This is a genomic window from Blastocatellia bacterium (genome assembly GCA_035275065.1).
Classification (GTDB): domain Bacteria; phylum Acidobacteriota; class Blastocatellia; order UBA7656; family UBA7656; genus DATENM01.
The window spans coordinates 163963-190156 of record DATENM010000158.1 but is presented as its reverse complement, the minus strand read 5'-3'; the positions used below and the strand labels follow the sequence as shown (position 1 = coordinate 190156).

Here is a 26194-nt window from a genome sequence, read left to right as displayed (position 1 = left end):
TAAAGGGCAAAAGTGAAGAGGGCCGGGCAAACCGATTTGAAAACGCCACGTCTGCTCTTGCTTTTTGCCTTTTGCCTTTTACCTTTTGCCTTTTGCCTTGCGGCGCAGCCGCCGGCCTTCGACTTCAAATTGCCGCTCGGCATCTCGCGTGACCTCTGGACCTACTTCATCCCCAAAGATAATCCGCTGACCGTCGAGAAGGTGGCACTGGGCCGCGCCCTCTTTTTCGACAAGCGATTGTCTGCCAACGGCACAGTCAGTTGCGCCACCTGTCATGCGCCCGAACGAGCCTTCACCGACGGCAGGCCCGTCGCCGAAGGGATTAATGGCAGACGTGGGACTCGCAATTCGCCGACTCTGCTGAATGCCATGTTCAACACCGGCCAGTTCTGGGACGGGCGCGCCGAATCGCTCGAAGCCCAGGCGCGGCTGCCGCTGGTCAACCCCGACGAGATGGGCAGTCAGACCGACGAGCAGATCATTGCGCGGCTCCGCGGTCAGCCGGATTATGTGCGGCAATTCGAGGGCGTCTTTGGCGGCGCGATTACCATGCAAGCCATCGCCAGGGCCATCGCCGCATACGAGCGCACGCTGGTCGCCGGCAACTCGCCCTTTGATCGCTTCCAGGCGGGCGAGCTCAATGCCCTGAGCAGCGCCGCGCGTAGCGGCCTGATTTTGTTTCGCGGCAAGGCTCGCTGTAATGTTTGCCACACGGTCAATAATGGCTTTGGCGCGTACCCGTTTCTGAGCGACGGCAACTATCGCAACACCGGCGTCGCGGCAACCGCCGCGGGGTTCGCTGCCCTAAGCCGCCGGGCCGCGCAGGTCGCCGGTGACTTCACGCCCGCCTTGCTCACGGAGATAGGCAAGCAGCCGGATGCGCCTCTGCTCGGCAGATTCCTGGTGAGCGGCAACACGCTCGACATCGGCGCTTTTCGCACGCCTTCATTGCGTAACGTCGAGCTGACCGCGCCTTACTTTCATGACGGCAGCGCCGCGACGCTCGCCGATGTCGTCAAGTTTTATGTCAAGGGCGGCAACGAGAACGCTTTCCGCGACTGGCAACTGGAAGCCGTGGATTTGAGCGAGGACGAGCAGCGCGACCTTGTGGAATTCCTCAAAGCCTTGACCAGCGACGAGGCCAGGCAGATGGTCTCAGCCGGGCCGAAATAGCACAGCAATCATCACACCCATTCAAACAAGAGGAGAAGAAAATGAAAACCATTCAGCGCGAGCTTACGTGTGCGCTGCTCTGCGCCTTCATGAGCGCGGCGGTTTTTGCGCAAGACGGCAGCGTCTGGTCAAGCAAGAAGTCGGGGTGGCAATTACTGAGCGCGCCGCAGCGACAAGAGGTCTTTGATTATGCGGAGAAGTATAAATCGTACCTGAAGGTCGCGCGCACGGCGTTGACCTCGACGCGCGAAGTCATCCGCCAGGCGCGCGCCGCCGGCTTTGCCGATTTTACCGAAGCCGCCCAGGTTAAACCCGGCGCGCGGCTGATCATCAATGGCCGCGACCGCGCTGTCATTCTCGCCGTCGTCGGCACCGAAGCCATCGCCAGCGGCTCGCGCCTGGTCGGCACGCATCACGACAGCCCGCACATTGACTTGAAAGCCCGTCCGCTGGTCGCTGCCCCCGGCGGCTTTGCTTTGTTCAAGACGGTCTACTATGGCGGCATTAAGAAATATCAATGGGCCAACGAGCCGCTCGCCCTGCTTGGCCGCATTGATACCCCTGACGGGCGCACGATAGATGTCAGCATCGGCCTCGCGCCCGGCGATCCGATCTTTGTGATTCCCGATAACGCGCCGCACTCGGACAGCGAATTGCGCAGCCGGACTTATACCGATGTCCTTGCCGGCGAAGAGCTGAACCCGGTCGCCGGCAGCATCCCCGGCGAAAACGGCTCGGTGGTCGGGGAGGTCATTCGCCAGATCAGCTCAAAGTACAACATCAAAGAGGAAGATTTCGTCAGCGCCGAGCTTCAGCTAGTGCCGACCGCGGAGCCGCGTGACGTCGGCATGGATCGAGGGCTGGTCGGCGCTTATGGCCAGGATGATCGGCTATCTTCGTACTGCGCCGCAACCGCCTTGATCGATTTGAAGGGGACGCCGCGCTACACCGCCCTGGCTTACCTGTCGAACTTTGAAGAGGTCGGCTCGATCAATAACACCGGCGCGGCCTCAGAGTTTTTGAATACGACCTATGCGCGGCTGATCGGCGCGCAGCGCGGCGCGGCCTACAACGATCTCGATCTGCGAACGGCGCGGCGCAACGCGCAAGTCGTATCTGCCGACACCAATGACGGCATCAACCCGATCTTCCCGTATACGCAGGAAGAGTCGAACGCGGCGCGATTGGGCTATGGCGTAGCTATTAAGATGTATGGGCGAGGCTTCAATGCCAACTCGGAGTTTACGGCGCGGATTCGCGGTGTGCTAGATCAAAACCAGATCCCCTGGCAGACGCAAACGCCGAGAGTGGAGGTTGGCGGCGGCGGCACGATTGGCGGCTTCATGTCGGCGCAGGACATGGAGGTGATCGACCTTGGCGTGCCGCTGCTATCAATGCACGCGACGTTCGAGATGTCGTCGAAGGTGGATGTCTGGAACTTCTATCGCTTCATGCTGGCATTTTATAAGAGCTAGAGCCGTTTCCAATCGCGTTTGCCATGCCGCGCAGGGCGGTTAGCTTGCGCGACCCCCGTTAATCGCCGAGCAGTTCACGAATGGTCGGCTCGATGGCCTGACGCATTTCCGCATCCGCGAGGGCGTACTTCAAGACCGTCTTCAGGTAATTGACCGGATCGCCGATGGTCAGCCATTCACCGTCCGTGACCGGCTGCGCGACGACGCGCCCACCGCGACGGATGTATGCGCGCACTGAATCGGTCAGCCACAGCTCGTTTGATTGGCCGAGGGGGATTTCGCTGAGAATGTGAATGACTTCGGTTGAGAGAAGGAAGCGTCCGAACATTGCGAGGTTCGACTTCGCTTCTTCGCGCGGCGGCTTCTCGATCACGTCTTTCATCTCGTTGATCGTGCTATCAGGCTTGAACTCGACGACGCCGTAGCGCACGACCTCTTCCCACGGAACTTGCTGCACGCCGGCGACCAGAGCGCCTGTGCGATTGTGTGTGTCAATCAACTGGCGCGCAAACGGCACCGCGGTCTTTAATATGTCGTCGCCGTAGGAGTAGATGAAGCCTTCGCCTTCGGGAAGGTGCCGGCGCGCCACAAGCAGCGGCGTGCCATTGCCATACGGCCCTTCCTGGGCTTCGAAGATAATCTCGACGCCCGCCAGCTTATCAGCAAAAGCATCGAACGCGGGGTACTTGCCGCGCGCCGGCGCGTGCGACAGATCATACTGACGGTGGAGCGGGTCGGGATTGGCGCCCGTGATGATGACGATCTTCTTGATGCCCGAATCGATGTACTCTTCAATGATAAGCTGAATCGCCGGTTTGTTGATTACCGGCACCAGCTCTTTGGGGTAACCCCGTGTGACCGGCAACATCCTCGTGCCTGAGCCCGCCGCTGCAATCACGCCGGTTTCTACTTTCATCGCTCGCTCTCCACTTGGTGCTTGGCCCACGTCGTGAAAGTAACACGCGCAGCGCGGCGCGCTCAAGCACGGCAATCAGAGCCGCGTCGAAGGCCGTCTGGCCTTCATCATCCGGTAGGCGTTGCGGGTGTCGCCGTAATAGTCTGCGAGCTGTTCGAGGATCATGTAGCCGTGACGTTCATAGAAGCCGCGCGCCCCGCTGTCGTCAACCGCGGTTTCAAGATAGATTTCCTCAGCGCCTTTCTCCCACAACCAGTTTTCAATGGCTTCCAGCAGCCGGCTGCCGACCCGTTGTCGCTGGCGGTGCGGCGCGACATCAATGCTGATGATGTGGCCGACGCGGCGCGGCGCGGCGCTGGCCGTGACGAAGCCGACGATCTCGCCCTCGTCCTCGGCAACCAGCGTCCGGCAGCGCCGCGCGCGCAAGTACGACCGAAGCTCGGAGTGGTCGTAGGCGACCTCTTCGCTAAACACAGCGTGGTCTATTTCGTAAAGCTTGTCGTAGTCGGCCTGCTGATAATCGCGGATCGTCAAGGCCGCCGGCCCCCCGTTTGAAGTGTCGCTTGCGACAGACTCTAAGCCCCGGCCATCTCGATCAGCAAGTGGTGGGCGCGGTCGTCTTCGCTGAGCTCTGGATGAAATGTCGCGGCCACGAGGTTGCCTTGCCGAACCATCACCGGCTCGCCCTTAAGCGTAGCGATAGTCGTAACCCCCTGGCCGACCTCAGTGATTTTCGGCGCGCGAATAAAAACCGCTTCGAGCGGCCCTCCCGGCAAACTGGTTTCGACCGCACTGATAAAGCTGTCAACCTGCCGGCCATAGGCATTGCGGGCAACCGCAATGTCCATCAGCCCAAGCGACGGCTGTGGCGGGTTGCTGACCTCGCGGGCCACCAGAATAGCCCCGGCGCAGGTCGCAAATATCGGCCTCGCCGAAGCGGCAAACGCCTTGATCGCTCCGCCCAGGTTTTCTTCCTCGATGAACTTGAGCATCGTCGTGCTCTCGCCGCCGGGGATGATTAACCCATCCATCTCGTCAAGGACGGCAGCGCGGCGCACTTCGACCGCCTCGACGCCGATGCGCCTGAGCATTCGCGCATGCGCCGCGAAGTCCCCTTGCAATGCCAGAACGCCAATCTTCATAGGTGACAAGTGACAAGTGACAAGTGACAAGATAGGCTGCGCCTATCAGAGATGGCCACGGTTCTGAATGACAAGGTCTTGTCACTTGTCACTTCCTCGCTACCAGCCGCGGGTTTGCAGCAAGTCGCTTTCGGCCATCTTAGACACGTCGAGGCCGCGCATGGCTTCGCCGAGTTCTTCGCTGGCTTCGAGGATGGCTTGCGGGTCGTTGAAGTGAACGGTCGCTTTGACAATGGCGCGAGCCCGCACCGCCGGGTCTGAGGATTTGAAGATTCCCGAACCGACGAAGACGGTCTCGGCCCCAAGCTGCATGCAGAGCGCCGCGTCAGCCGGCGTGGCGATGCCGCCGGCAGCGAAGTTCGGCACCGGCAGACGGCCTTCGCGCGCCACCATGCGGACAATTTCATATGGCGCGCCGAGTTGTTTGGCTTCCGTCATCATTTCTTCTTCGCCAAGCACGGTCAAGCGCCTGATCTGTGCGGTGATGGCGCGCAGGTGGCGCACCGCTTCGACGATATTGCCGGAGCCGGCCTCGCCTTTTGTGCGAATCATCGCCGCGCCTTCGCCGATGCGGCGCAGCGCTTCGCCGAGGTTGCGAGCGCCACAGACGAACGGCACTTTGAAGCGGTGCTTGTCAACGTGATGCTCTTCGTCGGCGGGCGTCAGCACTTCGCTCTCATCAATGAAATCAACGCCGAGGGCTTCGAGAACTTGCGCCTCGACGAAATGGCCAATGCGTACCTTGGCCATCACCGGGATCGAAACCGCGGCCATGATCTCGCGAATCTTCTTTGGCGAAGCCATGCGCGCCACGCCGCCTTCGGCGCGAATGTCTGCCGGCACACGCTCAAGCGCCATCACCGCGACCGCGCCGGCCTCCTGCGCAATCGTCGCTTGCGCGGCATCGGTGACGTCCATAATCACGCCGCCCTTCAACATCTCTGCAAGCCCTGTCTTCAAGCGAATCAAATTGTCGGTCATGATTCTTCACCCCCTGCTTAAACATTATTCCACGCGATGTGAACTGACGCCCAACAAACTCTGAGCCGACGGCTAGCTGAGTATGATTTCGCCGCGCCCGCTGATGACCACGCCGCCGCCGACGCGCACGCCGGCCACTTCATGGCTTGTCGGGTCAACGTCTACTTCGATGTGCAGCAGACTTGGGCGGTGCATCTCGAAGCCCTGCTCGCTCAGGATGCGCGTGACCGCCTCGGCCTCTATAACGGAGTGCTGCACAAGATAGTAGCCCAACGGGCCGTTGGCCGAGCCGGTCGCCGCGTCTTCGACCACGCCGGCAGCAGGCGCGAAGACGCGGCAGTGCACAGTCCCTGATGCCAGCTCGGTTTCGCGCGTGAAGGTCAACACGGTCTGCGCGCCCATCTGGTTGCTGATCCGCTCAAGCGCCCCTGTGTCCACTTTGATTCGGCGGACCGCGGCCAACGACGCGACCGGCACGACGATCACCGTGATGCCGTTATGAATCGCCTCGACCGGCAGCCCGGTTGATTCGATCTCAGCGGCATCGAGCGACAGGGCTCGCGCCAGCTCCGAAACATCGGCGAGCGTGCCTTTGACGGCGGGCAGCGGTTGAGTCATCACCGTGTGGCCGGCGCGTCCGTCCCGTATGGCGACTTCGACGGTGATCGGCCCGACGCCGGTTTCAAGGGTTACGGTGGTCGTCGGCTCTGACCATGATTTCATACGCTCGGCCACAACGACATTTCCGGTGCCGACTATTGGGTGGCCGGCGAAGGGCAATTCGGTTTCAGGCGTGAAGATGCGCACACGGTAATCGCCGCCGCTTTCCGGTGGCAGTAGGAAAGTGGTTTCGGAAAAGTGCATCTCGCGCGCCAGGTCCTGCATGGTTTCGCTGTCGAGCCCTGTCGCGTCGGTGAAGACCGCAAGCTGGTTACCGCCAAATTGCTTTTCCGTGAACACGTCAGCAATGACGAAACTTTTCTTCATGACATCCTCCGTTTCAAGACTCTACTGATGCGCCGGATGCCTTCTTCAATCATGTCCGGCTGCTGGTTCGAGAAGTTCAAGCGGATAAAATTCTGCCGCCGCTCGTTAGCAAAGAAGGCGTCGCCGGTGACGAACGCGACTTTCTCGATAAGCGCGTCTTCAAAGACTTCGCGCGCCCTGATCCGCTCAGGCAGTTCGACCCACAAGAAAAGACCGCCTTCGGGCCGCGTCCACTTCGTCCCGGCCGGGAAGTGCGCTTCGATGGCTCGTCGCATGGTCAAACATCGCTCGCCGTAGACCCGGCACAGGTTAGCGATGTGGCCATCGTAATCAAACGTTTCAAGCATGCGGGCGACGGCGCGCTGCTCGACGGTGCAGGTGTGCAGATCGGCGGCCTGCTTGGCGATGACGAGTTGCTGAATGATCTCGTTCGCCGCGGTCACCCAGCCGACGCGAATGCCGGGGCTGAGGGTTTTTGAAAACGTTGAAGCGCGAATCACCCATCCCTCTTTGTCATAAGCCGCCAGCGGCAGCGGGCGCGTGCCCATGTAGCGCAACTCGCTGTACGGGTCGTCTTCCAGAATCGGCACGCCGTAGCGTCGCGCCAACTCCACCAGATGCTCCCGGCGCTCGGCAGAAAGCGAGGTGCCCTTGGGGTTCGAGAATTCCGATACGACGTAAATCAGCTTGGGCCGCGAACCCATCAGCGCCGCTTCGACTTGATCCACCCGCATGCCATCGTCATCGCTTTCGACGGGCACAAAGCGCGCTTCAAAGCCGCTGAAAGATTGCAGCGCCGCGAGGTAGCAGGGGTTCTCGACAATCACTTCGTCGCCGGGATCGATGAAGACTTTGGCGACCAGATCAATCGCCTGCTGCGAGCCGGTCGTAACCATCACCCGGTCGGCGTCAGTTTGAATGCCACGCTCGGCAACGCGGCTGGCAATCCACTGGCGCAGCGAGCGCAAGCCTTCGGTCGTGCTGTACTGCATGGCCTGAGCGCCTTCTTCGGCAAAGACCTGGCGGTGGGCTTCGGCGATGGCCTCGACCGGGAAAAGTTCCGGCGCCGGCAAGCCGCCGGCAAACGAGATGATCTCCGGTTGCTCGGTGACTTTCAAAATCTCGCGGACTTCAGACACCAGCATGCGCGACATGCGGCGCGCGAAGCGATAGGTGCGGGGAATGGCTTCAGGCGTCGGCGCAAGTGACGCGGTGGATTCTTCGAGTGCGGCCAAGGGTAAGATCATCGCTGGCTCCCTTCTGATTTGACAAACTCATCTTTAGCAAACTCATCAACGGCGTTTCTTCGGCGCTTCCTGCTCATCGCTCGCCGGCTGGATATAAGTGCTCTCCTTGAACGACGACATCACGATGGTCGTCAGTGTGCGAGTGACGCCAGGGACAACGCGCACGGTTTCCGAGATCAGGCGGTCAAGCGTCTCGGTGTTCTCGGTTACGACCTTCAGCAGGTAAGAGTCGGTCCCGGTGACGCGATGGCATTCGAGCACGTCTTTGTGCTGAATCATGCGCCGCGAGAATTCTTTGTTGTACTTGGGGTGTTCGATGCGGACGCCGATGAAGGCGGTAATGTCTTTGCCGAGCTTACGGCTGTCAACTCGCGCCGCATAGCCGATGATGACGCCTTCCTGCTCCAGCTTGCGCAACCGTTCGGCAACGGCAGGCTGTGAGAGGCCAACGGAACTGGCGATCTCCGATTGCGTCATGCGCGCATTGCGCTGCAAGAGATCGAGGATTTTATAATCTATCGGATTTAGCATCCCGATTCCTATATATTCAAAGTATTCCTGCTCACGCGCTTAGGATATATCAATGTGGCAGGCGAGTCAATAAGTAAGGCGGCTTCACCCGGAACCATTATCGGCAGCGCGAAAGGCTGGCCGTGAAATCTTTTCCGAGCCGTTGACATCGCGGCGGGTGTCGCGCAATCTCTAGCCGGAGCCGGCTACATGAAAAAGACCACAAGGCTAATAAGCTGGAAGCTGACGATTGAGTATGATGGCACACGCTATTACGGGTGGCAGGAGCAGATAGGCGCAAGGACGGTAGCCGGCGAGGTGCGCCGCGCCGCCGAAACGTTTTTGGATCAGCCGGCAGACCTGCTCGGCGCAGGGCGCACTGATGCCGGCGTCCATGCCCTGGCGCAGGTGGCGCGGCTGCGCGCCGCGCGCCGTTTGAAGCCGCTTGAATTGCATCGGGGATTGAATGACCACTTGCCGCCGGATATCAATGTCCTGCGAGTTGAAGAAGCCACGAGTCACTTTGATCCGCGGCGTGACGCGAAGGCTCGCTACTACCTCTATCAAATCTCGACGCGGCGCACGGCATTTGCCAAGAAGTCAGTCTGGTGGGTTAAAGACAGGCTTGATGTCGAGGCGATGCAGCGTACAAGCGCGCTGCTGGTCGGGCGGCATGATTTCGCGCGCTTTTGTGACAAGCGCGCCGCCGAGCAATCGACCATCGTCGTTGTCGAGCGCGCCGAGCTTGGCGTTGAAGGCGACTTGATCCTCTTCCGCATCGGCGCGTCACATTTTTTGTGGAAGATGGTGCGGCGGATCACCGGCGCGCTCGTCGAAGTCGGGCGCGGGAAGTTAAGCGGCGACCAGTTCTTAGCCCTGCTTGATGGTCTTGCGTCAGATCGAAGGCCGCCGGTCTTTGACGCCGCCGCGCACACCGCGCCGCCTTCGGGGCTGTTTCTTGAGCGAGTCGTCTATCAAGGCGAACGGCCTCCAGGGGCGCTCGCGCCGGCCATTGCAGTCGGCCACGTGTGATGGATGAGGCTCGTTTATCGATAACCAAAGTCAATGACGCGCGGACTCGGTCTCCTTGGCCTTTTCGACCGCAGTCGTTGAGCGGGCGTTCTTCAGATGACGCCACACCCACCAGGCCGCGCCGGCGACCAGCAGAATGCCGATGACGAAGTCAAAGCGGTGGAACCATGCTTTCAGGGTCTCGTTCTTATCCCACTGCTCGCCGAGCTTTTGGCCGACATAAGCCAGTCCGAGGCACCAGGGCAGCGAGCCAAGAAAGGTGTAGAGGATGAAGCGGCTCATGTTCATGCGGGCCACGCCGGCAGGGAAGGCGATGAATGTCCGCACCACGGGCAGCAAGCGGCTGGCGAAGACGATGATCTCGCCATACTTCTGAAACCAGCGATCCGCCAGGTCGAGGTCGTGATGCGAGACCAGAATATAGCGGCCATACTTTTCGATCAGCGGGCGCCCGCCATACAGGCCGATGTAATAAGCGACTATCGAGCCGAGGACGCAGCCCAGCGCCCCTGCCACGCCGACCCCCCAGAGATTGAAACGGCCCGTGTAAACCAGGTAGCCCGAAAACGGCATGATGATTTCTGAGGGGAGCGGAATGCACGCAGACTCAATCGCCATTAACAAGACCACGCCCGCGTAGCCGAGCGACGAAATCACCGCCACAATAATGCCGGAAAGAAACTCAATAATCTTTGCGATCACACGATCTCCGTTGCTCAGGCTTGCCAGCCGTAGCGGCCAATCAGTTTCACGAACATACATTGTCCGTGGTTTTCGCGGACGATGCCTTGTTCGGTGCGGATGATGCGAATTAAAGTCTGTTGTTCCGTATCACCGATAGGAATGACCAGCCGCCCGCCGATGGCCAACTGCTGAACGAGCGGTTCGGGAACCTCGGGGCCGCCGGCGGCAACCAGGATGCCCTCGTAGGGGGCGTGCTCGCTCCAGCCTATGGTGCCGTCGAACCACTTCACAGTGGCGTTGTAACAGCCGAGCCGCCGGATGTTGGCCTGTGCGGTGCGCGCCAGGTCGCTGAGGCGCTCAAGCGCAAAGACGCGCCCGGCGACCGCCGACAGCACGGCGGTTTGATAGCCTGAGCCGGCGCCGATCTCTAGCACCGCCGAGTCTTGATTGACTTCGAGCAGCTCGGTCATGCGCGCCACCATGTAGGGCTGCGAGATAGTCTGCTCCTGGCCGATGGGCAGCGCGTGGTCGCCATAGGCTTGCGCTTCGAACGCTTCGGGAACAAACCAGTGGCGCGGGATTTCGGCCATCGCTTTCAACACGCGCTCGTCGCGGATGCCGCGCTGGCGCAGTAGCTCAACCATTTTCGAGCGGTGCGACGCGTAGAGACTGGCACTGTAAGAGTCGTTGCTTGGGCGATTTGATCTCATTGCGGTACGTTGCCGAGAACGGCTTCCCAGTCGCGTTCTTTGATTTGATCGAGGGCGCGGTAGTCGGTCATGTCTGTGCGCAGCGGCGTAATCGAAACCAGGCGGTGGCGCAAGGCTTCGTAATCCGTGCCTTGCTCTTCGTTCCAGGTCAGCGACTCTTCGCCAATCCAGTAATACTTGCGCTGGCGCGGGTCTGTGCCTTCAATGATGGTCGGGTGAATGATCTTTGTGCCTTGCCGGGTGAGGCGCACGCCTTGAACCGGGCCGGGCGGGATATTGACATTTAAGATCGTCCCCTGCGGCAAGCCATCGTTTAGCACGCGCTCGGCAAGTCCAGCCGCAAAGCGCGCCGCATGGCTGAAATCGAACTCGACGCGCTGCACCAGGCTGAAGGCGATGCCCGGCAGTCCGTACATCGTCGCTTCAAGCGCGCCGGCAACGGTTCCCGAATAGCTGACATCATCGCCGAGATTGCCGCCGCGATTGATCCCCGAAACGACAAGCTGTGGCGGCGCGGCTCTGAGGATATGATTCATCGCCAGGGTGACGCAATCGGTGGGCGTCCCGTCAACGGCGTAGTGCCGGTCATCAATCTGCTCGATGCGCAGCGGGCGCGTCAGCGTGAGCGAATGCGATGCCGCGCTCATCTCGTGCGCCGGCGCGACGACAAAGACCTCGCCGAGCGGTTGCAAGGCTTCGGCAAGCGCGATGATGCCTTTCGAATGAATGCCATCATCGTTCGTAACCAGTATTTTGGGCATATTAGAATTAGCTTGCTTCAGCAAAAAGCAAAAGCCTGAGACGCATCATCTGCGATTCTCAGGCCCTAAATTCAAGTCGGGACGACTGGATTCGAACCAGCGACCTCTTCCACCCCAAGGAAGCGCGCTACCGGGCTGCGCCACGTCCCGTTCTACAGTAAGCGATTTGCTTCAATGATCAGCGTTTGATGCTAGCATCGGCATTGAGCAAAGTCAACAAATCATCCAGGTCGCGTTTGATGACACGCAGGGCGCGATGGACTTGCGGCGGCAGCTCTTTGCCGGCCGCGCTGGGCGGTGTGGCAACCTCTGGATCGGGCGCTTCAGCCTGACGTGGGGCGGCCACCTCTTCATTGATAGATACGGTCGGGCTGGGTTCAATGGCTGCCGGCAATATCTCTTCCGGCTCTGTCACCGGCGATTCTTTTGAGGCGATTCGTGTGCGCGGCGAGCCGCGCATCTCGTCAGCCAGTTTCTTTTTCGCGCCGGCGATAGTGAACTTCTCTTCGTAAAGCAGATCGCGGATGCGCAGCACCATCTCGACATCTTTGCGGCGATAGACGCGTTGACCGGCGCGGTTTTTCTGCGGCGCCAGCATGGGAAATTCTGTCTCCCAGTAGCGCAAGACGTGCGGCTGCACCTTGATCAGCTCACAAACTTCGCCGATCTTGAAGAAGAGCTTTTCAGGAATTCTTGAGAGCGTGGTCATGCCGTTAGTCCACATTCTTCAACCTAGCCCGATATCGCTCGTCATCCGCATTAGTCGCCCAACGGCTGGTCTTTAGACCGAGCGCATCGAGCGCGAAGGTCGGAAGACGAGGGCGCGGCGCGCGGCTAGCTCGATGCGCTCGCCGGTGATCGGGTTGCGGCCCGGTCGCGGCTTGCGCGATACCACTTCCAGCGTGCCAAAGCCAACGATGTGAATACTTTCGCCTTCAACCAGGTGCTGCTTAATGAGATCGAAAACCATATCAACAAATCGCGCCGCATCGCGATTCGTCACGTTCCCGTGGCGCTCATAGACCATGTGTGCTAAATCGGCCTTTGTCATGCCCTGACCGTCCTTGCTCGTAGATCGAAGCACGCGGCCAGCGTCCACCAAGAACCTCGTTACTTCCAGCGGGTCTTGCCCTTTGCCAGCCTTATGTTATGCATTCCGAGTGCCACTGTCAATTCAAATGATGGGAGAAATCTACACAATGGCGCGAGTTAAGCCGTCAGAGCCAAAGCATTACCGTAACTTTCGCAAGCCGCTTGCCATGGCGGTCGGCTTACTCGTTTTCGTCGAGGTGAAAGAGGTCGTGTACCAGGCGCACAGCGCGGTCTGCGTCGCGGCTGCTGATCGCGCAACTGATGCGGATGTCGGAGGTCGAAATCATCTTGATGTTGATGCCTTCCTGGCCAAGCGCCGCAAAGGTGCGCGCTACGATGTCAGGCTGATCCATCAGGCTAGCGCCGACGATGCTCAACTTGGCGACGTCTTCGTCGGCCAGTACACCTTCGGCGCCGATGCTTGCGCTGATCTCGTCGAGCGCCTGGCGCGCCGCCGGCAGGTCGCCGCGCTTGACCGTAAAGGTGATGTCATTGACTGAGCGGTCTTCGTGAAAGGCTTGAATGATCATGTCGACGTTGATGCGCCGCCCGGCCAGCGCCGCGAAGATTTCGCCGGCGGTGCCGGGCCTGTCGGGAACTTTTAGAATCGCCAGCCGTGCTTGATCCTTGTCAACGGTGACGCCGCTGACGGGGCGATAAATCTCCATCTCGTCTGCTCCTCTCAGAATCGTGCCGGTGTGGTCGGGATCAAAGGTGTTGCGGACGCGCAGCGGCAAGCGATGTTTGCGCGCCAGCTCGACAGCGCGCGGGTGCAAGACTTGCGCGCCGACGCGGGCCATCTCCAGCATCTCTTCATAGGCAACCTCGTGCATCAAGCGCGCCGTCGGCACGATGTTCGGATCAGCGGTGTAGACGCCGCTGACATCCGTGTAGATGTCGCAAACCTCGGCCTTGAGCGCCGCCGCCAGCGCCACCGCCGTTGTGTCCGAGCCGCCGCGCCCTAGCGTCGTGATGTCGCCGGCTTCGGTGACGCCCTGAAAGCCGGCGGCGACGACCACATAACCTTGATCAAGAAAGTGGCGAATGCGCTCGGTCTTTATATCAACGATGCGCGCCGTCGTGTGAACGCTTTCGGTGATGATGCCGAGTTGCGCGCCTGTCAGCGACACAGCCTTGCAGCCCAGGTCATTCAGCGCCATCGCTACCAGGGCTATCGAAATCTGCTCACCGGTCGAAAGCAGCATGTCGTACTCGCGCTGATTCGAAGCAGCGGACACCTGGCGCGCCAGCTTGACCAGATAATCAGTCGTGTCGCCCATCGCCGAGACCACCACGACAACCGAGCTTTGCCCAGCCGCGTGCCTCACGATGCTGGCGACATTCTTGATGCGCGCCACCGATTTGACTGAGGTGCCACCGAACTTTTGAACGATCATGACAAAGCAGGAAGTCAGGAGTCAGGAGTCAGGAGTCAGGAGTCAGAAGACAGAATGAACAAGGAAGTCAGGGCTTCGCACCTCCGCGTTTATTCTGACTCCTGACTTCTTCCTATTCAAATACCCGCAAGAGGACGCCGACTTCGCGTGTGCTCGCCTGCGCCTCGATTTCACGAAGGGCGCGCATCAATTGCCGCTCGCGGGTGCGGTGCGTCAATAGCACGACGGTCGCCGCGCCGGTGCGGACGACGCCTCGTTGCAGGAAGCTATGCACGCTGACGCCGTGGCCGCCGAGCGCGTGGCCGATATTGCCGATGACGCCCGGCGTGTCTTCGGCTTCGAGACGGATGTAGAAACAGCCTTCGGCGTCGTCCACATTGCACAGCGGCGCTTCGCCCGCCGCGATGATCGGCTGAAAATAAGGAGCGAAGTCCGGCAGCCGCAAGGCGCTGGCGAGATTGATCAAGTCGCCGACCACGGCGCTCGCCGTCGGCATCTGGCCTGCACCGGGGCCGACCAGCATGACTTCGCCGACCGCGTGACCGCGGATGAAGATGGCGTTGTTGGCGCCTTCGACTGAGGCGAGCGGGTGATGCGCGGGAACCAGCATCGGGTGGGCGCGCACGTCGAGACAGCCGTCGCCGCGCCGCGCCAGCCCGATTAACTTGATGCGGTAGCCGAACTCGCGCGCCATCGCGATGTCTATGTCGCTGATGCGACTGATGCCCTGGCGGTAGACTTCATCTGTGTGAACGAATTTGCCGAAAGCCAGCGACGCGAGGATCGTAATTTTGTACGCTACGTCGAACGATTCGACATCGTTGGTCGGGTCGGCTTCAGCGTAGCCCAGCGCCTGTGCGTCGGCGAGCGCGTCGGCGAAAGTCTGCTCGCGTTCCTGCATCGCCGTCAGAATGAAATTCGTCGTGCCGTTGAGGATGCCGGCGACGCTCTGAATCTCGTTCGCCTGTAGGCCGCGCTGGATAGTGGAGATTAACGGGATGCCGCCGCCAACGGCAGCTTCAAATAGCACGGTGACATTGTGGCGGTGCGCCAGGTCGAAGATTTCCGAGCCGTGCTTAGCGATGACTTCCTTGTTGGCGGTGACGATGTGTTTACCCTGCGCGATAGCGTTGCGGATGACTTCGTAAGCCGGATTGGTGCCGCCCGCGACTTCGATGATGATCTCTAGCTCCGGGTCGTTGACGAGATCGAAGGGCTGCTCGGTGACGCGAATCGCCGACAGATCAACCGTGCGGGCTTTGGCTTTGTCGCGCACGGCGACCCATTTGACGCGAAAGCGCGGGTCGTTTTGCAGTAGTTTGATGACGCCTGTGCCAACGGTGCCGAGCCCGATGACCCCGACGCTAATTTTTGCCATTCGCCTACCTCTGCTTTGCCTCAGCTTCCCCGTAGTGGCGGCTAGGAGAGCGTAGCCGAAGGCCCTGGCTTTGCGCAACTGTTTCGATTTTGACAATGCCGGCGCGCGTGCCTAGAATGGACACTCATTCAGATGGTAAGGGGAAATCGCATTTCAAAAGTCATTACGCGCACAGGCGACGCCGGGCAGACGGCGCTTGTCGGCGGCGCGCGCGTCAGCAAAGCCAGCCCACGCGTTGACGCCTATGGCGAGGTTGACGAGCTGAACAGCCTGCTCGGCCTGGTGCGCGCGCGCCTCAACGATGCGCAGGTTGATGACGTTCTCAGGACGATTCAAAACGACCTCTTCACGCTTGGGGCCGACCTGGCCAGCCCGGCAGAGATCGAAGTGCCGCGCATCACCGAGGCGTATGTCGAAACGCTCGAAGCGGCTTCTGAAACATTTCTCGCCGAGCTTGAGCCGCTCAAAGAGTTCATCTTACCGGGCGGCAGCGAAGCCGGGGCCTCGCTGCATGTGGCGCGCGCGGTTGCGCGCCGAGCCGAGCGCCGCGTTGTCGCGCTCGCGGATCAGGAAGCTGTGAACGCGGCGGCCATCGTTTACTTGAACCGTCTGTCCGACCTGCTCTTCATTATGGCGCGAGCCGTCAATCACCGCGCCGGCGCTGCCGAGAAGATGACCGATTTCAGCAAAAGGACGAATGAAGCGGCGAGTGACAAGTGACAAGAGAGTTTGCTCCTTCTTGTCACCTGTCACTTGCCGCTTGTCACCTTCGCTATGAGTTGGTTTAAAAGAAAAGACAAGCCGAGATCGGTGGACCCGGGCGAAGAGAAGACCGTTCGCACGGAAGGGGTGTTCGTCAAATGCCCGGGCTGCGAGCAGATGCTTTTCAAGCGCGAGGTCGAAGAGAATCTCAACGTCTGCCCGAAATGCGATTACCATCACCGCATCAGCGCCGCCGAGCGCTTGCGCCTGACTTTTGATGACGAGCAGTGGACTGAGCTTGACACCGGACTGGCTTCGACCAATCCCTTGCGGTTCGTTGATACCAAGGGCTATTCCGAACGGCTCAAAGGGATGCAGAAGAAGACCGGCATGCTCGACGCCATTATCACGGCGCAGGGTAGAGTCGGCGGACACCCGGCGATCATCTGCTCGATGGCATTGGAATTCGTCGGCGGCTCGCTCGGCTCGGTCGTCGGCGAGAAGATCACGCGAGCAATTGAGTGCGCTGTGAAGACGTCCTCGGCGGTGGTCGTCTATTCGGCGTCGGGCGGCGCACGCATGCAGGAGGGGGCCATTTCGCTGATGCAGATGGCGAAGATTTCAGCGGCGCTGGCTCGCCTGGATGAAGCGGGCCTGCCCTACATCTCTGTGCTAACAGACCCGACGACCGGCGGCGTCACCGCCAGCTACGCGATGCTCGGCGACCTCAACATCGCCGAGCCGGGGGCGTTGATCGGCTTCGCCGGGCCGCGCGTCATCGAGCAGACCATTCGCCAGAAACTCCCCGAAGGCTTTCAGCGCTCCGAATTCCTGCTCGAACACGGCATGCTCGATGCCGTCGTCGAGCGCAAAGATCTGAAGCCGTTCATCGTCAACTCGCTCGCTTTCATGTCAAACAACGGGATGAAGTGAGGCGCCGCGCACCGCAGGCGGGTGATTATGGATTTCAAGCAGTCGGTCGCGTACCTCTACAGTCTCGGCCACGAAGTCCTCGCCGCGAAGTTCGGGCTTGACGGCATCCGCCTCCTGCTTGAGCGCGCGGGCCGTCCCGACCGCGTCTATCCCTCCGTCATCGTCGCCGGCACCAATGGCAAAGGCTCAGTGTCGGCCATGCTCGATTCCATCGCGCGCACGGCAGGCCGGCGCACCGCGCTCTACACGTCACCGCACCTCGTCCGCATCACCGAGCGTATTCGAGTCAACGGCCAGGAGATCGGCGAAGCTGATTTTGCGCGGCTCGCGACCAATGTTCGAGACGTAGCCGAAGCCCTGGTCGGCGAAGCGCGGCTGGCCAGCCCGCCTTCGTTCTTCGAGCAGGTAACGGCCATTGCGCTCTCTTACTTTGCCGAAACCGCCGTCGAGCTGGCCATTCTTGAAGTTGGACTCGGTGGCCGGCTCGATTCAACGAACGCGGTGGCGGCGGTGCTTGCGGTGGTGACGACGATTGATATGGACCATCAGCAGATTCTCGGCGACACGATCACGAAAATCGCCCAAGAGAAGGCCGCGGTCATCAAGCCGGGCGCGCGCGCCGTCATCGGCAGGCAACTATACGAAGCCGCGACCGGCGTGCTGATGCGGCGCTGTCTCGAAGCCAAAGTGTTACCGGCTTTCGCCAACGAGCCGCACAACCTCTCAAGCGGCGAGACAGGTCGCCTGGCCTTTGATTATGAGTCGTCAAAGTCGGTCTATAGCTCCGTGACGCTCGGGCTGCGCGGGCGTCACCAGGCCGACAACGCCGCCGCCGCCATCGAAGCCGCCGAGACATTGAACGAGCTGGGCTTTGATATCAGCCGCGAAGCGATTATTAAAGGGCTGCGCGCTACCACCTGGCCGGGACGCCTGGAGTGGATCGATGACCGCCCGGCGCTGCTGCTCGACGGCGCGCACAACGCCGGCGGCGCACGCGCCTTGCGGGTTTATTTGGATGAGTTCTGGCGTGGCGAGCTGACGCTGATTTTTGCGGCGATGAGCGACAAGGACATCCATGTGATGGCGCGGTCGTTGTTCCCGGCGGCGCGGACGGTTGTGTTGACACGCGTTGCCGACCCGCGCTCGGCGACCGGGGCGCGCATCGCGCAAGCGGCGCTCGCCGGCGCTAACAATGTCTTTTTCACCGAAACGCCTCAGCAGGCACTGTCGTGGGCGCGCTCGGTGACGCCGCCCGATGGGCTGATCTGTGTCGCCGGCTCGCTGCATCTGGTCGGCATGGTCAAGCGTCTGCTTGAAGAGGAAGATTCGCAGCGCCGCATGCTCGGCGAATATCGTGAACGCTAGAGTAATTCTCTGTGGCGCAATCTGTTAGATTGCGCTAGGCGCTGCGCAAGCTATCAGCTTGCGCCACTAAAACCATGACTCACGAGCTTGTCAAACGCGACTACAAGTACAGAGGCCGCATCCTTGATCTGTCGGTCGGGCGCTTCGTATCGGCGCGCAGCGGCGAAGTGGATATCGAAATCATCCATCACAACGGCGGCGCAGGGGCGCTGGCGGTCTATGATGACGGCACGGTGGCGCTGGTGCGCCAATGGCGCTACGCGCTCGGTCGTTATTCGCTGGAAATATCGGCGGGGCGCATCGAGCCGGGCCACTCGCCCGCCGAAACCGCCGAGCGCGAGCTTGAGGAAGAGATGGGCTTGCGCGCCCGCGAGTTCATCCCGCTCGCAGCCTTCCAGGTAGCGCCGGGCTATTGCGAAGAGCGCATCTGGGTTTACCTGGCGCGCGGCCTTGAGGCGTGCGCGCAGCGGCTCGATGATGATGAAGAGGTCGAGGTCTTGCGCATGCCATTTGCCGAGGCGCTGGCCAAAGTTCATTCGGGCGAGATTGACGACGCCAAGACGATCATCACCCTGCTGCTCGCGGCGCCGCACTGCGCCGGTGCCTGATTGCAGAGACTGTGGGCCAAAAGCTGAAAAAGATTCTGGTTTATCTCTGGGCGCCATTTGCCAACCTGCTGTGGTACACCCACACGGTGGTCATGGCGACGCTGTCGCTTTTGCTCTGGCCATTCGACCGGCGGGGGACGCTGCAACACTGGTGCGCGCGCTGGTGGTGTCGCCTGGTCGCCTATTCGATCTTTGCGCGCATCCGCGTGCATGGAGTGGAATACCTGCGGAACGACGAAGCCTACGTTTACATGGCCAATCATTCGAGCCTGATTGATACGCCGGCGCTGTTCGGCTACTTGCCATATCAATTCAAGATCATGGCGAAGAAAGAGCTGTTCTACGTGCCGTTCATGGGCTGGCACCTGTGGACGTCTGGAAACTTTCCGGTTGACCGCAGCGACGGGCGCAAGACCGCGCGCAGCCTGCGGCGCGTGATCGAAGGCGTCAAAGGCGGCAAGTCGCTGGCGGTCTTTCCCGAAGGCACACGAACGCCCGACGGCCACTTGCAAGACTTTAAGCCGGGCGCTTTCAAGATCGCCCTGCGCGCCGGCGTTCCCATCGTCCCCGTGACCATTCGCGGCACGTTCAGGTTATTGCCGAAGACGACGCTGGCCCCGCGCCCCGGCAGAGTGGATGTGATCATCGGCAAACCCATCGCAACCCGTGACTACAGCGAGAAGCAGATGGCGGAATTGATCGCGCGCGTCCGCGCGGCGATTCAAGAGAACCTTGAATCGCCCAGAGTCGCGCCCGCCGTGCCGACTCGCATAACAGAATCGCCGACGCGATAGCCGAAGGCTTTGTTGAAGCCGCAACTCTTGCCACTCGTTAGCCGTTCAAGTAGAGTCAAGGGGATTTTGGATTTTGGATTTTGGATTAGCAGATCAAAGCATCAAACGATCCTGTCTGTCCCTCAATCTAAAATCCAAAATCGCCGGCGCGAAGCGCCAAGCCATGAAAATCTAAAATCGTAAACCCCTATGAGCATGATCGAACCACCGCCGACCGCTACGCTGTGCCGCGCTTGCGGCGCGCCGCTGCCTCAATCAACGCAGTCGGGCGGCTTCTGCCCGCATTGCGGAGCCCCGCAGGCCGAAGCCGAGACGCCGGACGTGCAGCTTTATCCTCCGCCCGCCGATCAATTCCCGTTGACGCCGGTGGCTCAACCGACGGCGCTCGACCCCGACCATCCGCGCTGGGGCATCTGGACGGGCATCGGCGCATGGCTGTTCAGCATCGCCGCCTTGATCGTCGCGCAGCTCGCCGTCGTGATGGTGCTCTACGTCATTGATCAGCAGCGCGGCGTCTTCCCATCGCCAGTCGACAAGGAAGCGTTGCGCGCCTGGGCCATGACGCCGCATGTGCTGACGGCGAGCGTCTATTCGACGATTCTCGCTCACCTGCTGACCATCCTGTTCTGCTGGGCCGTGGTTACACGTCTGCGCTCGCAGCCTTTCCTGCCGAGCCTTGGGTGGAACTGGGCTGGCCGCTCGCCCTTATACTGGATACTGGTTGCTGTGGGGTTGTTTATCGGCATCAATCTGGCGAATGCCTTATTCGTCCGTATCCTGCCACAGAAGGAAACCGACTTCGATCAGTTGCTCAAATCCGGGCCGCAGGTGCGTATTGCCATCGCCATCCTCGCCAGTTTCAGCGCGCCGCTGGTTGAAGAGATTGTCTATCGAGGAGTGATCTTCGGGGCATTACGCAAACGCTTCAGCGCCACCGTGACTGTCGTCGTCGTGACGCTGCTCTTCGCGGGCGTTCACGTGCCGCAGTATTTTGGCGCGTGGGCGACGGTCGCCGGGCTGATTCTCTTGAGCCTGACTCTCACGGTCGTCCGCGCCCGGTCAAAGACGCTGTTGCCGTGCATCGTCATCCACTTCATCAACAACGCCGTCGCTTCGCTGATGATCATCCTCGGCAAGGATGTCTAGCGCCGGTCAGCGCAGCCAGGTATCTCGGTTCGCAAAATAGTCGGGCGAGCGGTCGGGATGGCGGCGGTGGAACTCCATATACCGGCGCAGAGCCTGCTCGTACCGCGCCTCGCTGCCGCGAATGGCGCGATGCGGAATGTCCTGGAGGTGGCGTTCGACCTTCTTGACATTGCGCAGCGAGAAACGCCAGTCGTAATTGCCCAGCTCATACAAACTCGCCACCGCATAGCCGGTGATCCGCCCCGAGCCGTCAATGTAAGCGTCGTAATAGCTCATCACCAGGTCGCGCACCGTGCGAAAGACCGGCTTTCGCCCGTGCAGGGCGATGTCGCGTGACCGGGCCACCGCGCCAAACTTGCCGCGCACTTGATAGAGAAAGAGGACGTGGTCGAGATGATCCCGCGATTCGATGCTGACCAGAAGCGGCGCGTAGCCATGCTGTTCGAGTATGGTCGCCGCGACCAGCGCGCCTTCCAGGCAATGAGCGCGGTTCTCGCGCAGCACGCGACGAAACGAAAAGCAGGTCGCGCCTTCCGGCTCGCGGTTGTAGGGGATGGTCTTCAGGTAACGCTGCACCTGAAGCGGCGTCCGGCAGCTTTCGATGAGACGCCACTCGTTGGCGGTGAACTGCCGGCGTTCGGGTGTCATCGCGTCGCTCATCACCAGCACTTGTAAAGCACGGCTTCGATGCCGTCGAGCGGCGTCGGAAACCTGCCGACCTCGTGGAATCGCAGCGGGTTGTTGCGGACGGCCGCCTCGATCATGCGCTCGACCGGCTTCACGTCTTCGGCGTGGTCGAGCCCTGAGCGGACGAGCAGGTAATCGCAATGATCGAGGCGGTCAGCCATCTCCGTCTCATCGCCAATCGATTCGATGGTCACCAGCGGCATGCCCGCGCGCTCAGGCACCATCGTCCGCGCTGACCACGCGCAGGCCGAAGAGTTCAGAAACGGACGATTGACGACGACGCCGAGCGTCGGCCAGACGAAGAGGTCTTCCTTGCCATAAGGCTGCTTCTCGGCCCGCTCGGTTTCGTGCGGATCGAGCGACAGGTACTTTTGCCGCAGCACCATCGGGCGCGTCATGGCGCGCACTGAAGGCGACGTTTCATCATAAGGGAATTCAGCGACCGTGCGGACGACTTCGGGGATGCCCCAGTCGTGCGCTTGCGGGCGGTGGTCGTAAACAAAGTAGTTGCGCCCAAATACCCACCAGCGAAAGTAAGGCGTGTCGACGTGTGTCCCCTGGCCGGCGGCTGGCCACTGCGCGTTGAAGAAACTGACCGCTGCCCACCCCACGATAAGAGCCACCAGAGCCAGTTTCAGGGCGAGCAGAGGTTTGCGCCATCGGAAGGTTGACGGCGGCGATTCGTCCGAGCGGGGCACGACGCGGCGATAGAATTCGCGCAGCCAGCAGACCGACAGCAGCGCCGCTGCCGGCAGCACAGGCACCGTGTAGCGCACGTCTTTGTTGGCGACCAGCGTGAACATGATGATGCCGCTCAACAGCCAGAGGTAGAGCATCAAGCTCTCGCGGCGGGCGCGTATCAGCGAGTAGATCAATCCGAGCCCAAAGAGGATGGCGAGCGGCATCTGCATCTGCGCGCTGATCAGCGTATGCCAGTAAAAGATCAGCGAGGTACAACTGAAGACCGGCGGCTCATTCTCGTCCAGCGCGCCGCGCTGGTTGATGCGGTAGATCGCAATCGCATCCTGCAAATGCGGGCCATACCAGACCGCAATGATGATGGCGATGATGGCCCCGGCCAGGAGCAAGTTGATGATTGCGCGGCGGTCACGCGTCATCAGAACTCGCAAGCCGACGTAAGCGCCAGGGAGGATGAAGAAGAAGCCAAAGGTCTGCTTGGCCCAGAAGCCCAGGCCGGCGGCGATAGCAAACCTCACGGCGTCAGCGCGCGATTCGAAGCGGTCAGCCTTGATTAGCAGCGCGAAAGTCAACGTGACATGCGCCAGCAGCGGGTAATCGAGAAACGCGTCGTGCAGCAGCCAGGCGTTGAAGTGATAGCTGACCGTCAGCACGCCCGCCACTAAGCCAATGGCTGCGCCGCCCGCGGGGCCGCCGTGGTTGTCGTAAAGCCTGCGGCCAATCCAATAGACCGAGCCGAGCAGCACGGCGAGCGACAGCAGGTTGATGGCGATGCCGCTCAAGCGCGACGCGCCGAAGATGAGAAAGAAGCCGGCGGTCACCAGGTGAACCAGCGGCGCGTAATAGTGCTTCGTCTGAAAAAATTCGCGGGCAAAGCCCCGCAAATCGAAGTGGCCGAGCGGACGGTAATAGTCGTAAGCCGCGCAGAGATGATGCGAAGGGTCCCACGACGGCGGCGTCTGATCCTTCAGCGTCCAGAGGACCGTAGACGTTGCGCAGACCAGAAAGACAACAGTGAGCAGCAGTTTATCGAGGTGAGGTTTAAGCTTGTCCACAACAGGCGATGATTATGGTGAACCGCCGTCAGCCGGTCAAGCAGACATGGCGTTTCCGGCGAAGACGGGCTCGCCGTGCGCCTTTCGCATCGCCTGACCCGCGCAATGTGAGCTATGAGAGCTGAGCTTTAATCACCTCGGCGAGCCTCGCGGCGGTGATGTCAAAGTGCGAGGCGTTCCAAACCTCGCGCCCGTCGCGCACCAGAATGGCTTGCGGCGACTCGTGCCTGACGTGCAGCCGCGCCGCCGTTTCGTTCGATGCGGCGCGCGCCGTCTGCACGGTGATCAGGTGATAGCTGACCCGCGGCTCGGCGTTTTCCAGATAGCTTTGAAACTCCCTGTAGGCGCGCGCGCTGATGGGACAGGTCAGGCTGTGCTTGAAGAGTAAGACGGGCCGCGCGCTTGATTCTTCAAGCGCCTGGTTCAGTTCGTCAATTGATTCAATCTGGTTCAGTATCTCTGTCATAATCGTCTCTTGCAGAATGGGTGAAGATTGAATTCTCTCAGCGCCACCGGCAGGCGGGCAAGGGCGATAGACAAACCTCGCCATTGCCCGTAAGATTCTTTGGGACTCAGGCCACGCGCACGCGATTTCAAAACATCCAACTCCGTGGGTCTGAGCCGTGGAGCAAAAGTTGTAGAGTTCCCGGCTGCTCGACGACCTGGCCACGCGGGCAACACACGCCGCCGAATTCAAGCTAACGGAGTTTCAATATGTGCCGCAAGTCGCTTCGGTCATTTCTCGCATCGCTGCTCATTTTGGCATTCGCCGTCTCGTTAATGCCGACGATTACCGCGAATGCCGGCCAGTCAACGCAGAAAGCGGGTTCGCAAACGCCGGCCAAAAAGCCTGAGCCGCCGCCGTTTGATCGTCCGCCGATGAAGGCCGACCCGGACACCTCATCCACTACAGACCGCAGCGAGCCGCCGGCTGCGCGTGATACGCGCACACCGCCTTCAACCCGCTCGTCGCGTTCAACCGATGCGCCACCTTCGTCAAGCTCGCGCTCGTCCGGCCCGCCCGTGCTGCAACGCCCGTCGGCCTCGGACAGTCGCACCGGCACGTCAAGGCAAGGCTCCACGGACCGCCAGGGGGATGATTCGGTTTTCAGCAATGATCCCGATTCATCGGGCCGCAACCGCGACCGGCGGCCAACCTTGCACCGCCCGTCCGACCCACAAGATGACCGGAGCGCGCCCGATTACCAGCAACAAAATGACCGGCGAAACAACCCGCCGCCTACCACCCAATCGGCTGACGACGGCCAGGATCAGGTCATCAAGCTGGAATCGACGCTGGTCAATATTCCGATTGTCGTCAGCGACCGCTCTGGCCGCTACATCCCGCGCTTGAACAAAGATGATTTCGTGCTTTACGAAGACGGCGTGCAGCAAGAGGTCGCTTCGTTCGGCAGCGAAGAGGTGCCGTTTAACGTCGCCCTCCTGCTCGATGTCAGTCCGAGCGTCGAAGGCAACATCGAAGGCATTCAGGATGCCGCGCTGGCTTTTGTGCGGCAACTGCGCCCGCAGGATCGCGTATTGGTGGCGTCGTTTGATCGCAACATCAACTTTCTGACTGATTTTACGAGCAACCGGCAAGAGCTTGAATGGGCGATTCGCCGTGTGCGAACGGGCTCAGGCACGAGCGTCTACGAAGCCGTATATGAAACCGTGGCGCGGCGGCTGCGCGGCATTGAAGGCCGCAAGGCGCTGATCCTGTTCTCTGATGGCGAAGACACGACCAGCCATCGCGTGGATTACGACGACGCCATCAATATCGTCACCGAGTCTGACGTGCTGGTTTATGGATTGCGCTATCCGGGGGCTGGCGGTGGCGGCGGCGGCTATGGCGGCTCGTGGCCACGCAATCCCTTCCCGCGTGGACCCTGGCCCGGCATTCAACTGCCGCTGCCTATCCCGTGGCCGCGCTCGCGCCGGAATGGGCCTTATGGTGGTGGCGGCGGTGGCAATGGCGGCGGGCGCCACTGGGGCGGCAAAGATTTCATGAAGGACATCACTGAAGCCGGCGGCGGGCCGGTCTTTGACGCGGAGCGCGTCAGCGACATGAGCGGCCTGGCGTCGCGCATCGCCGACGAGCTGCGCCACGTTTATGTGGTCAGCTACTACCCGAAGAATTCGCTGTCGAATGGCGGCTACCGCTCGATTCGCATCAGTGTCAAGAACCGCGACGACATCGCCGTGCGCCACCGCCGCGGATACAATGCTCGGGAGGTCGGATCGCCCTCGCACACGGAATAGCCGATAGGGGCCGGGAAGCAGGAAGCACGAGGCAGTCCCGTAGGGACGCGATGTTTATAGTTACAGAGATCGAACAGGACGTAGCCCCGTAGGAGCGCAATGTCGCGATTGCGCCCCTACGGGGCTTGAGTGTTTAAGCGCCTTGATGACTATAAACATCACGCTCCTAGCGGAGCTTAAAGATCGCCTGCCTCCTGCTTCCTGGCCCCAGACCCCCCGACCCCCGACCCCCGGCCCCTTTTCCTCCCTCACCTGAATGGGTGAGCGCACCTTTGATTGACTCCAATTCATGCCTGTCAGACAATCTTCGGTAGGCACCGTTTCGGTTCGCGTTCGTTGTGGACTTGTAGCAGCGACGATCAATTCGTCCTTCACTGTGCAGTATTGGAGGCAGTCTATGTTTAATCTAGCTCCCGCCCGGCAACGTCGAATGACTCTGGTTGTGGCGTTGCTCTGCTTGG

26 protein-coding genes, 1 tRNA gene and 1 pseudogene are annotated in these 26194 nt (G+C 60.8%); 10 read left to right on the top strand and 18 right to left on the bottom strand.

The window, feature by feature from the left end; translation table 11 throughout:
• Positions 1-36 precede the first annotated feature (36 nt).
• The gene (locus VJ464_30210; protein HKQ09434.1) at positions 37-1173 is read left to right on the top strand and encodes a cytochrome c peroxidase; all 1137 of its coding nucleotides are present in this window, start codon (positions 37-39) and stop codon (positions 1171-1173) included.
• Between the two features lie 41 nt (positions 1174-1214).
• Positions 1215-2648 (top strand): peptidase M18, encoded by a 1434-nt coding sequence (locus tag VJ464_30205; GenBank protein ID HKQ09433.1) that lies wholly within the window; start codon positions 1215-1217, stop codon positions 2646-2648.
• A gap of 58 nt (positions 2649-2706) precedes the next feature.
• On the opposite strand, the gene VJ464_30200 is transcribed toward VJ464_30205, so the two are convergent.
• The 7 genes from VJ464_30200 to VJ464_30170 all read right to left on the bottom strand — a co-directional run bounded on the left by VJ464_30200 (position 2707) and on the right by VJ464_30170 (position 8452).
• Positions 2707-3564: a sugar phosphate nucleotidyltransferase gene (locus tag VJ464_30200; GenBank protein ID HKQ09432.1), complete on the bottom strand. Its 858-nt coding sequence runs from the start codon at positions 3562-3564 to the stop codon at positions 2707-2709.
• 75 nt (positions 3565-3639) lie between these two features.
• Positions 3640-4098, bottom strand: a complete 459-nt coding sequence (locus VJ464_30195; protein ID HKQ09431.1) for a GNAT family N-acetyltransferase — start codon at positions 4096-4098, stop codon at positions 3640-3642.
• 41 nt (positions 4099-4139) lie between these two features.
• Complete coding sequence (gene pdxT, locus VJ464_30190) at positions 4140-4706, bottom strand: pyridoxal 5'-phosphate synthase glutaminase subunit PdxT (protein ID HKQ09430.1); 567 nt, start codon at positions 4704-4706, stop codon at positions 4140-4142.
• A gap of 99 nt (positions 4707-4805) precedes the next feature.
• Positions 4806-5687, bottom strand: coding sequence for a pyridoxal 5'-phosphate synthase lyase subunit PdxS (gene pdxS / locus VJ464_30185; GenBank protein HKQ09429.1), 882 nt, complete (start codon positions 5685-5687; stop codon positions 4806-4808).
• Positions 5688-5759: 72 nt separating this feature from the next.
• Entirely contained in the window at positions 5760-6674 is a 915-nt protein-coding gene (locus VJ464_30180) for a PhzF family phenazine biosynthesis protein (protein ID HKQ09428.1), read from the bottom strand.
• Entirely contained in the window at positions 6671-7921 is a 1251-nt protein-coding gene (locus VJ464_30175) for a PLP-dependent aminotransferase family protein (GenBank protein ID HKQ09427.1), read from the bottom strand. Before VJ464_30175 ends, VJ464_30180 begins: the two co-directional genes overlap by 4 nt.
• A gap of 45 nt (positions 7922-7966) precedes the next feature.
• A complete protein-coding gene (locus VJ464_30170) occupies positions 7967-8452 on the bottom strand; it encodes an Lrp/AsnC family transcriptional regulator (protein ID HKQ09426.1) in 486 nt (161 codons plus the stop codon).
• A 189-nt stretch (positions 8453-8641) separates the two neighbouring features.
• Here VJ464_30170 and truA point away from each other — a divergent pair, with 189 nt between their 5' ends.
• Positions 8642-9463, top strand: a complete 822-nt coding sequence (gene truA / locus VJ464_30165) for a tRNA pseudouridine(38-40) synthase TruA (protein HKQ09425.1) — start codon at positions 8642-8644, stop codon at positions 9461-9463.
• A 30-nt stretch (positions 9464-9493) separates the two neighbouring features.
• Here truA and VJ464_30160 read toward each other — a convergent pair whose 3' ends face one another.
• The 8 genes and pseudogenes from VJ464_30160 to VJ464_30125 all read right to left on the bottom strand — a co-directional run bounded on the left by VJ464_30160 (position 9494) and on the right by VJ464_30125 (position 15485).
• A complete protein-coding gene (locus VJ464_30160) occupies positions 9494-10165 on the bottom strand; it encodes a DedA family protein (protein HKQ09424.1) in 672 nt (223 codons plus the stop codon).
• Between the two features lie 14 nt (positions 10166-10179).
• Positions 10180-10857, bottom strand: coding sequence for a protein-L-isoaspartate(D-aspartate) O-methyltransferase (locus VJ464_30155; protein HKQ09423.1), 678 nt, complete (start codon positions 10855-10857; stop codon positions 10180-10182).
• A complete protein-coding gene (gene surE / locus VJ464_30150) occupies positions 10854-11618 on the bottom strand; it encodes a 5'/3'-nucleotidase SurE (protein ID HKQ09422.1) in 765 nt (254 codons plus the stop codon). Before surE ends, VJ464_30155 begins: the two co-directional genes overlap by 4 nt.
• A 76-nt stretch (positions 11619-11694) precedes the next feature.
• Positions 11695-11768 (bottom strand) — tRNA-Pro (locus VJ464_30145).
• Positions 11769-12078: 310 nt separating this feature from the next.
• A pseudogene (locus VJ464_30140) lies at positions 12079-12327 on the bottom strand (MerR family transcriptional regulator).
• A 72-nt stretch (positions 12328-12399) separates the two neighbouring features.
• Positions 12400-12669, bottom strand: a complete 270-nt coding sequence (locus VJ464_30135) for an integration host factor subunit alpha (GenBank protein ID HKQ09421.1) — start codon at positions 12667-12669, stop codon at positions 12400-12402.
• Positions 12670-12889: 220 nt separating this feature from the next.
• A complete protein-coding gene (locus tag VJ464_30130; protein ID HKQ09420.1) occupies positions 12890-14107 on the bottom strand; it encodes an aspartate kinase in 1218 nt (405 codons plus the stop codon).
• A 112-nt stretch (positions 14108-14219) separates the two neighbouring features.
• A complete protein-coding gene (locus VJ464_30125) occupies positions 14220-15485 on the bottom strand; it encodes a homoserine dehydrogenase (GenBank protein HKQ09419.1) in 1266 nt (421 codons plus the stop codon).
• 132 nt (positions 15486-15617) lie between these two features.
• Between VJ464_30125 and VJ464_30120 the strand changes: the two genes are divergently transcribed.
• The 6 genes from VJ464_30120 to VJ464_30095 all read left to right on the top strand — a co-directional run bounded on the left by VJ464_30120 (position 15618) and on the right by VJ464_30095 (position 21033).
• Complete coding sequence (locus VJ464_30120; GenBank protein ID HKQ09418.1) at positions 15618-16205, top strand: cob(I)yrinic acid a,c-diamide adenosyltransferase; 588 nt, start codon at positions 15618-15620, stop codon at positions 16203-16205.
• A 54-nt stretch (positions 16206-16259) separates the two neighbouring features.
• A complete protein-coding gene (gene accD / locus VJ464_30115; GenBank protein HKQ09417.1) occupies positions 16260-17120 on the top strand; it encodes an acetyl-CoA carboxylase, carboxyltransferase subunit beta in 861 nt (286 codons plus the stop codon).
• Positions 17121-17147: 27 nt separating this feature from the next.
• On the top strand, positions 17148-18485 hold the full coding sequence (locus VJ464_30110) for a folylpolyglutamate synthase/dihydrofolate synthase family protein (GenBank protein HKQ09416.1): 1338 nt from the start codon (positions 17148-17150) through the stop codon (positions 18483-18485).
• A 74-nt stretch (positions 18486-18559) separates the two neighbouring features.
• Positions 18560-19093 (top strand): NUDIX hydrolase, encoded by a 534-nt coding sequence (locus VJ464_30105; protein ID HKQ09415.1) that lies wholly within the window; start codon positions 18560-18562, stop codon positions 19091-19093.
• Between the two features lie 11 nt (positions 19094-19104).
• Positions 19105-19887 (top strand): lysophospholipid acyltransferase family protein, encoded by a 783-nt coding sequence (locus VJ464_30100; protein HKQ09414.1) that lies wholly within the window; start codon positions 19105-19107, stop codon positions 19885-19887.
• Positions 19888-20076: 189 nt separating this feature from the next.
• Entirely contained in the window at positions 20077-21033 is a 957-nt protein-coding gene (locus VJ464_30095) for a CPBP family intramembrane glutamic endopeptidase (GenBank protein HKQ09413.1), read from the top strand.
• A 6-nt stretch (positions 21034-21039) separates the two neighbouring features.
• On the opposite strand, the gene VJ464_30090 is transcribed toward VJ464_30095, so the two are convergent.
• The 3 genes from VJ464_30090 to ytxJ form a co-directional block, all read right to left on the bottom strand.
• Positions 21040-21681 carry a hypothetical protein gene (locus tag VJ464_30090; protein ID HKQ09412.1) on the bottom strand — a complete coding sequence of 214 codons (642 nt, stop codon included), beginning with the start codon at positions 21679-21681 and terminating at the stop codon, positions 21040-21042.
• Between the two features lie 11 nt (positions 21682-21692).
• The gene (locus VJ464_30085) at positions 21693-23474 is read right to left on the bottom strand and encodes a glycosyltransferase family 39 protein (protein ID HKQ09411.1); all 1782 of its coding nucleotides are present in this window, start codon (positions 23472-23474) and stop codon (positions 21693-21695) included.
• 112 nt (positions 23475-23586) lie between these two features.
• Entirely contained in the window at positions 23587-23940 is a 354-nt protein-coding gene (ytxJ, locus tag VJ464_30080) for a bacillithiol system redox-active protein YtxJ (protein HKQ09410.1), read from the bottom strand.
• A gap of 314 nt (positions 23941-24254) precedes the next feature.
• On the opposite strand from ytxJ, the gene VJ464_30075 reads away from it, so the two are divergent.
• Positions 24255-25733: a VWA domain-containing protein gene (locus tag VJ464_30075; protein HKQ09409.1), complete on the top strand. Its 1479-nt coding sequence runs from the start codon at positions 24255-24257 to the stop codon at positions 25731-25733.
• Positions 25734-26194 lie beyond the last annotated feature (461 nt).

Excerpts from the sequence above, each read along its gene's own strand:
- VJ464_30205 (HKQ09433.1), top strand. The coding sequence starts at position 1,215 with ATGAAAACCATTCAGCGCGAGCTTACGTGTGCGCTGCTCTGCGCCTTC.
- VJ464_30200 (HKQ09432.1), bottom strand. The coding sequence starts at position 3,564 with ATGAAAGTAGAAACCGGCGTGATTGCAGCGGCGGGCTCAGGCACGAGG.
- pdxT (HKQ09430.1), bottom strand. The coding sequence starts at position 4,706 with ATGAAGATTGGCGTTCTGGCATTGCAAGGGGACTTCGCGGCGCATGCG.
- pdxS (HKQ09429.1), bottom strand. The coding sequence starts at position 5,687 with ATGACCGACAATTTGATTCGCTTGAAGACAGGGCTTGCAGAGATGTTG.
- VJ464_30180 (HKQ09428.1), bottom strand. The coding sequence starts at position 6,674 with ATGAAGAAAAGTTTCGTCATTGCTGACGTGTTCACGGAAAAGCAATTT.
- VJ464_30175 (HKQ09427.1), bottom strand. The coding sequence starts at position 7,921 with ATGATCTTACCCTTGGCCGCACTCGAAGAATCCACCGCGTCACTTGCG.
- VJ464_30170 (HKQ09426.1), bottom strand. The coding sequence starts at position 8,452 with ATGCTAAATCCGATAGATTATAAAATCCTCGATCTCTTGCAGCGCAAT.
- truA (HKQ09425.1), top strand. The coding sequence starts at position 8,642 with ATGAAAAAGACCACAAGGCTAATAAGCTGGAAGCTGACGATTGAGTAT.
- VJ464_30155 (HKQ09423.1), bottom strand. The coding sequence starts at position 10,857 with ATGAGATCAAATCGCCCAAGCAACGACTCTTACAGTGCCAGTCTCTAC.
- surE (HKQ09422.1), bottom strand. The coding sequence starts at position 11,618 with ATGCCCAAAATACTGGTTACGAACGATGATGGCATTCATTCGAAAGGC.
- VJ464_30135 (HKQ09421.1), bottom strand. The coding sequence starts at position 12,669 with ATGACAAAGGCCGATTTAGCACACATGGTCTATGAGCGCCACGGGAAC.
- VJ464_30130 (HKQ09420.1), bottom strand. The coding sequence starts at position 14,107 with ATGATCGTTCAAAAGTTCGGTGGCACCTCAGTCAAATCGGTGGCGCGC.
- VJ464_30125 (HKQ09419.1), bottom strand. The coding sequence starts at position 15,485 with ATGGCAAAAATTAGCGTCGGGGTCATCGGGCTCGGCACCGTTGGCACA.
- VJ464_30120 (HKQ09418.1), top strand. The coding sequence starts at position 15,618 with ATGGTAAGGGGAAATCGCATTTCAAAAGTCATTACGCGCACAGGCGAC.
- accD (HKQ09417.1), top strand. The coding sequence starts at position 16,260 with ATGAGTTGGTTTAAAAGAAAAGACAAGCCGAGATCGGTGGACCCGGGC.
- VJ464_30110 (HKQ09416.1), top strand. The coding sequence starts at position 17,148 with ATGGATTTCAAGCAGTCGGTCGCGTACCTCTACAGTCTCGGCCACGAA.
- VJ464_30105 (HKQ09415.1), top strand. The coding sequence starts at position 18,560 with ATGACTCACGAGCTTGTCAAACGCGACTACAAGTACAGAGGCCGCATC.
- VJ464_30095 (HKQ09413.1), top strand. The coding sequence starts at position 20,077 with ATGAGCATGATCGAACCACCGCCGACCGCTACGCTGTGCCGCGCTTGC.
- VJ464_30090 (HKQ09412.1), bottom strand. The coding sequence starts at position 21,681 with ATGACACCCGAACGCCGGCAGTTCACCGCCAACGAGTGGCGTCTCATC.
- ytxJ (HKQ09410.1), bottom strand. The coding sequence starts at position 23,940 with ATGACAGAGATACTGAACCAGATTGAATCAATTGACGAACTGAACCAG.
- VJ464_30075 (HKQ09409.1), top strand. The coding sequence starts at position 24,255 with ATGCCGACGATTACCGCGAATGCCGGCCAGTCAACGCAGAAAGCGGGT.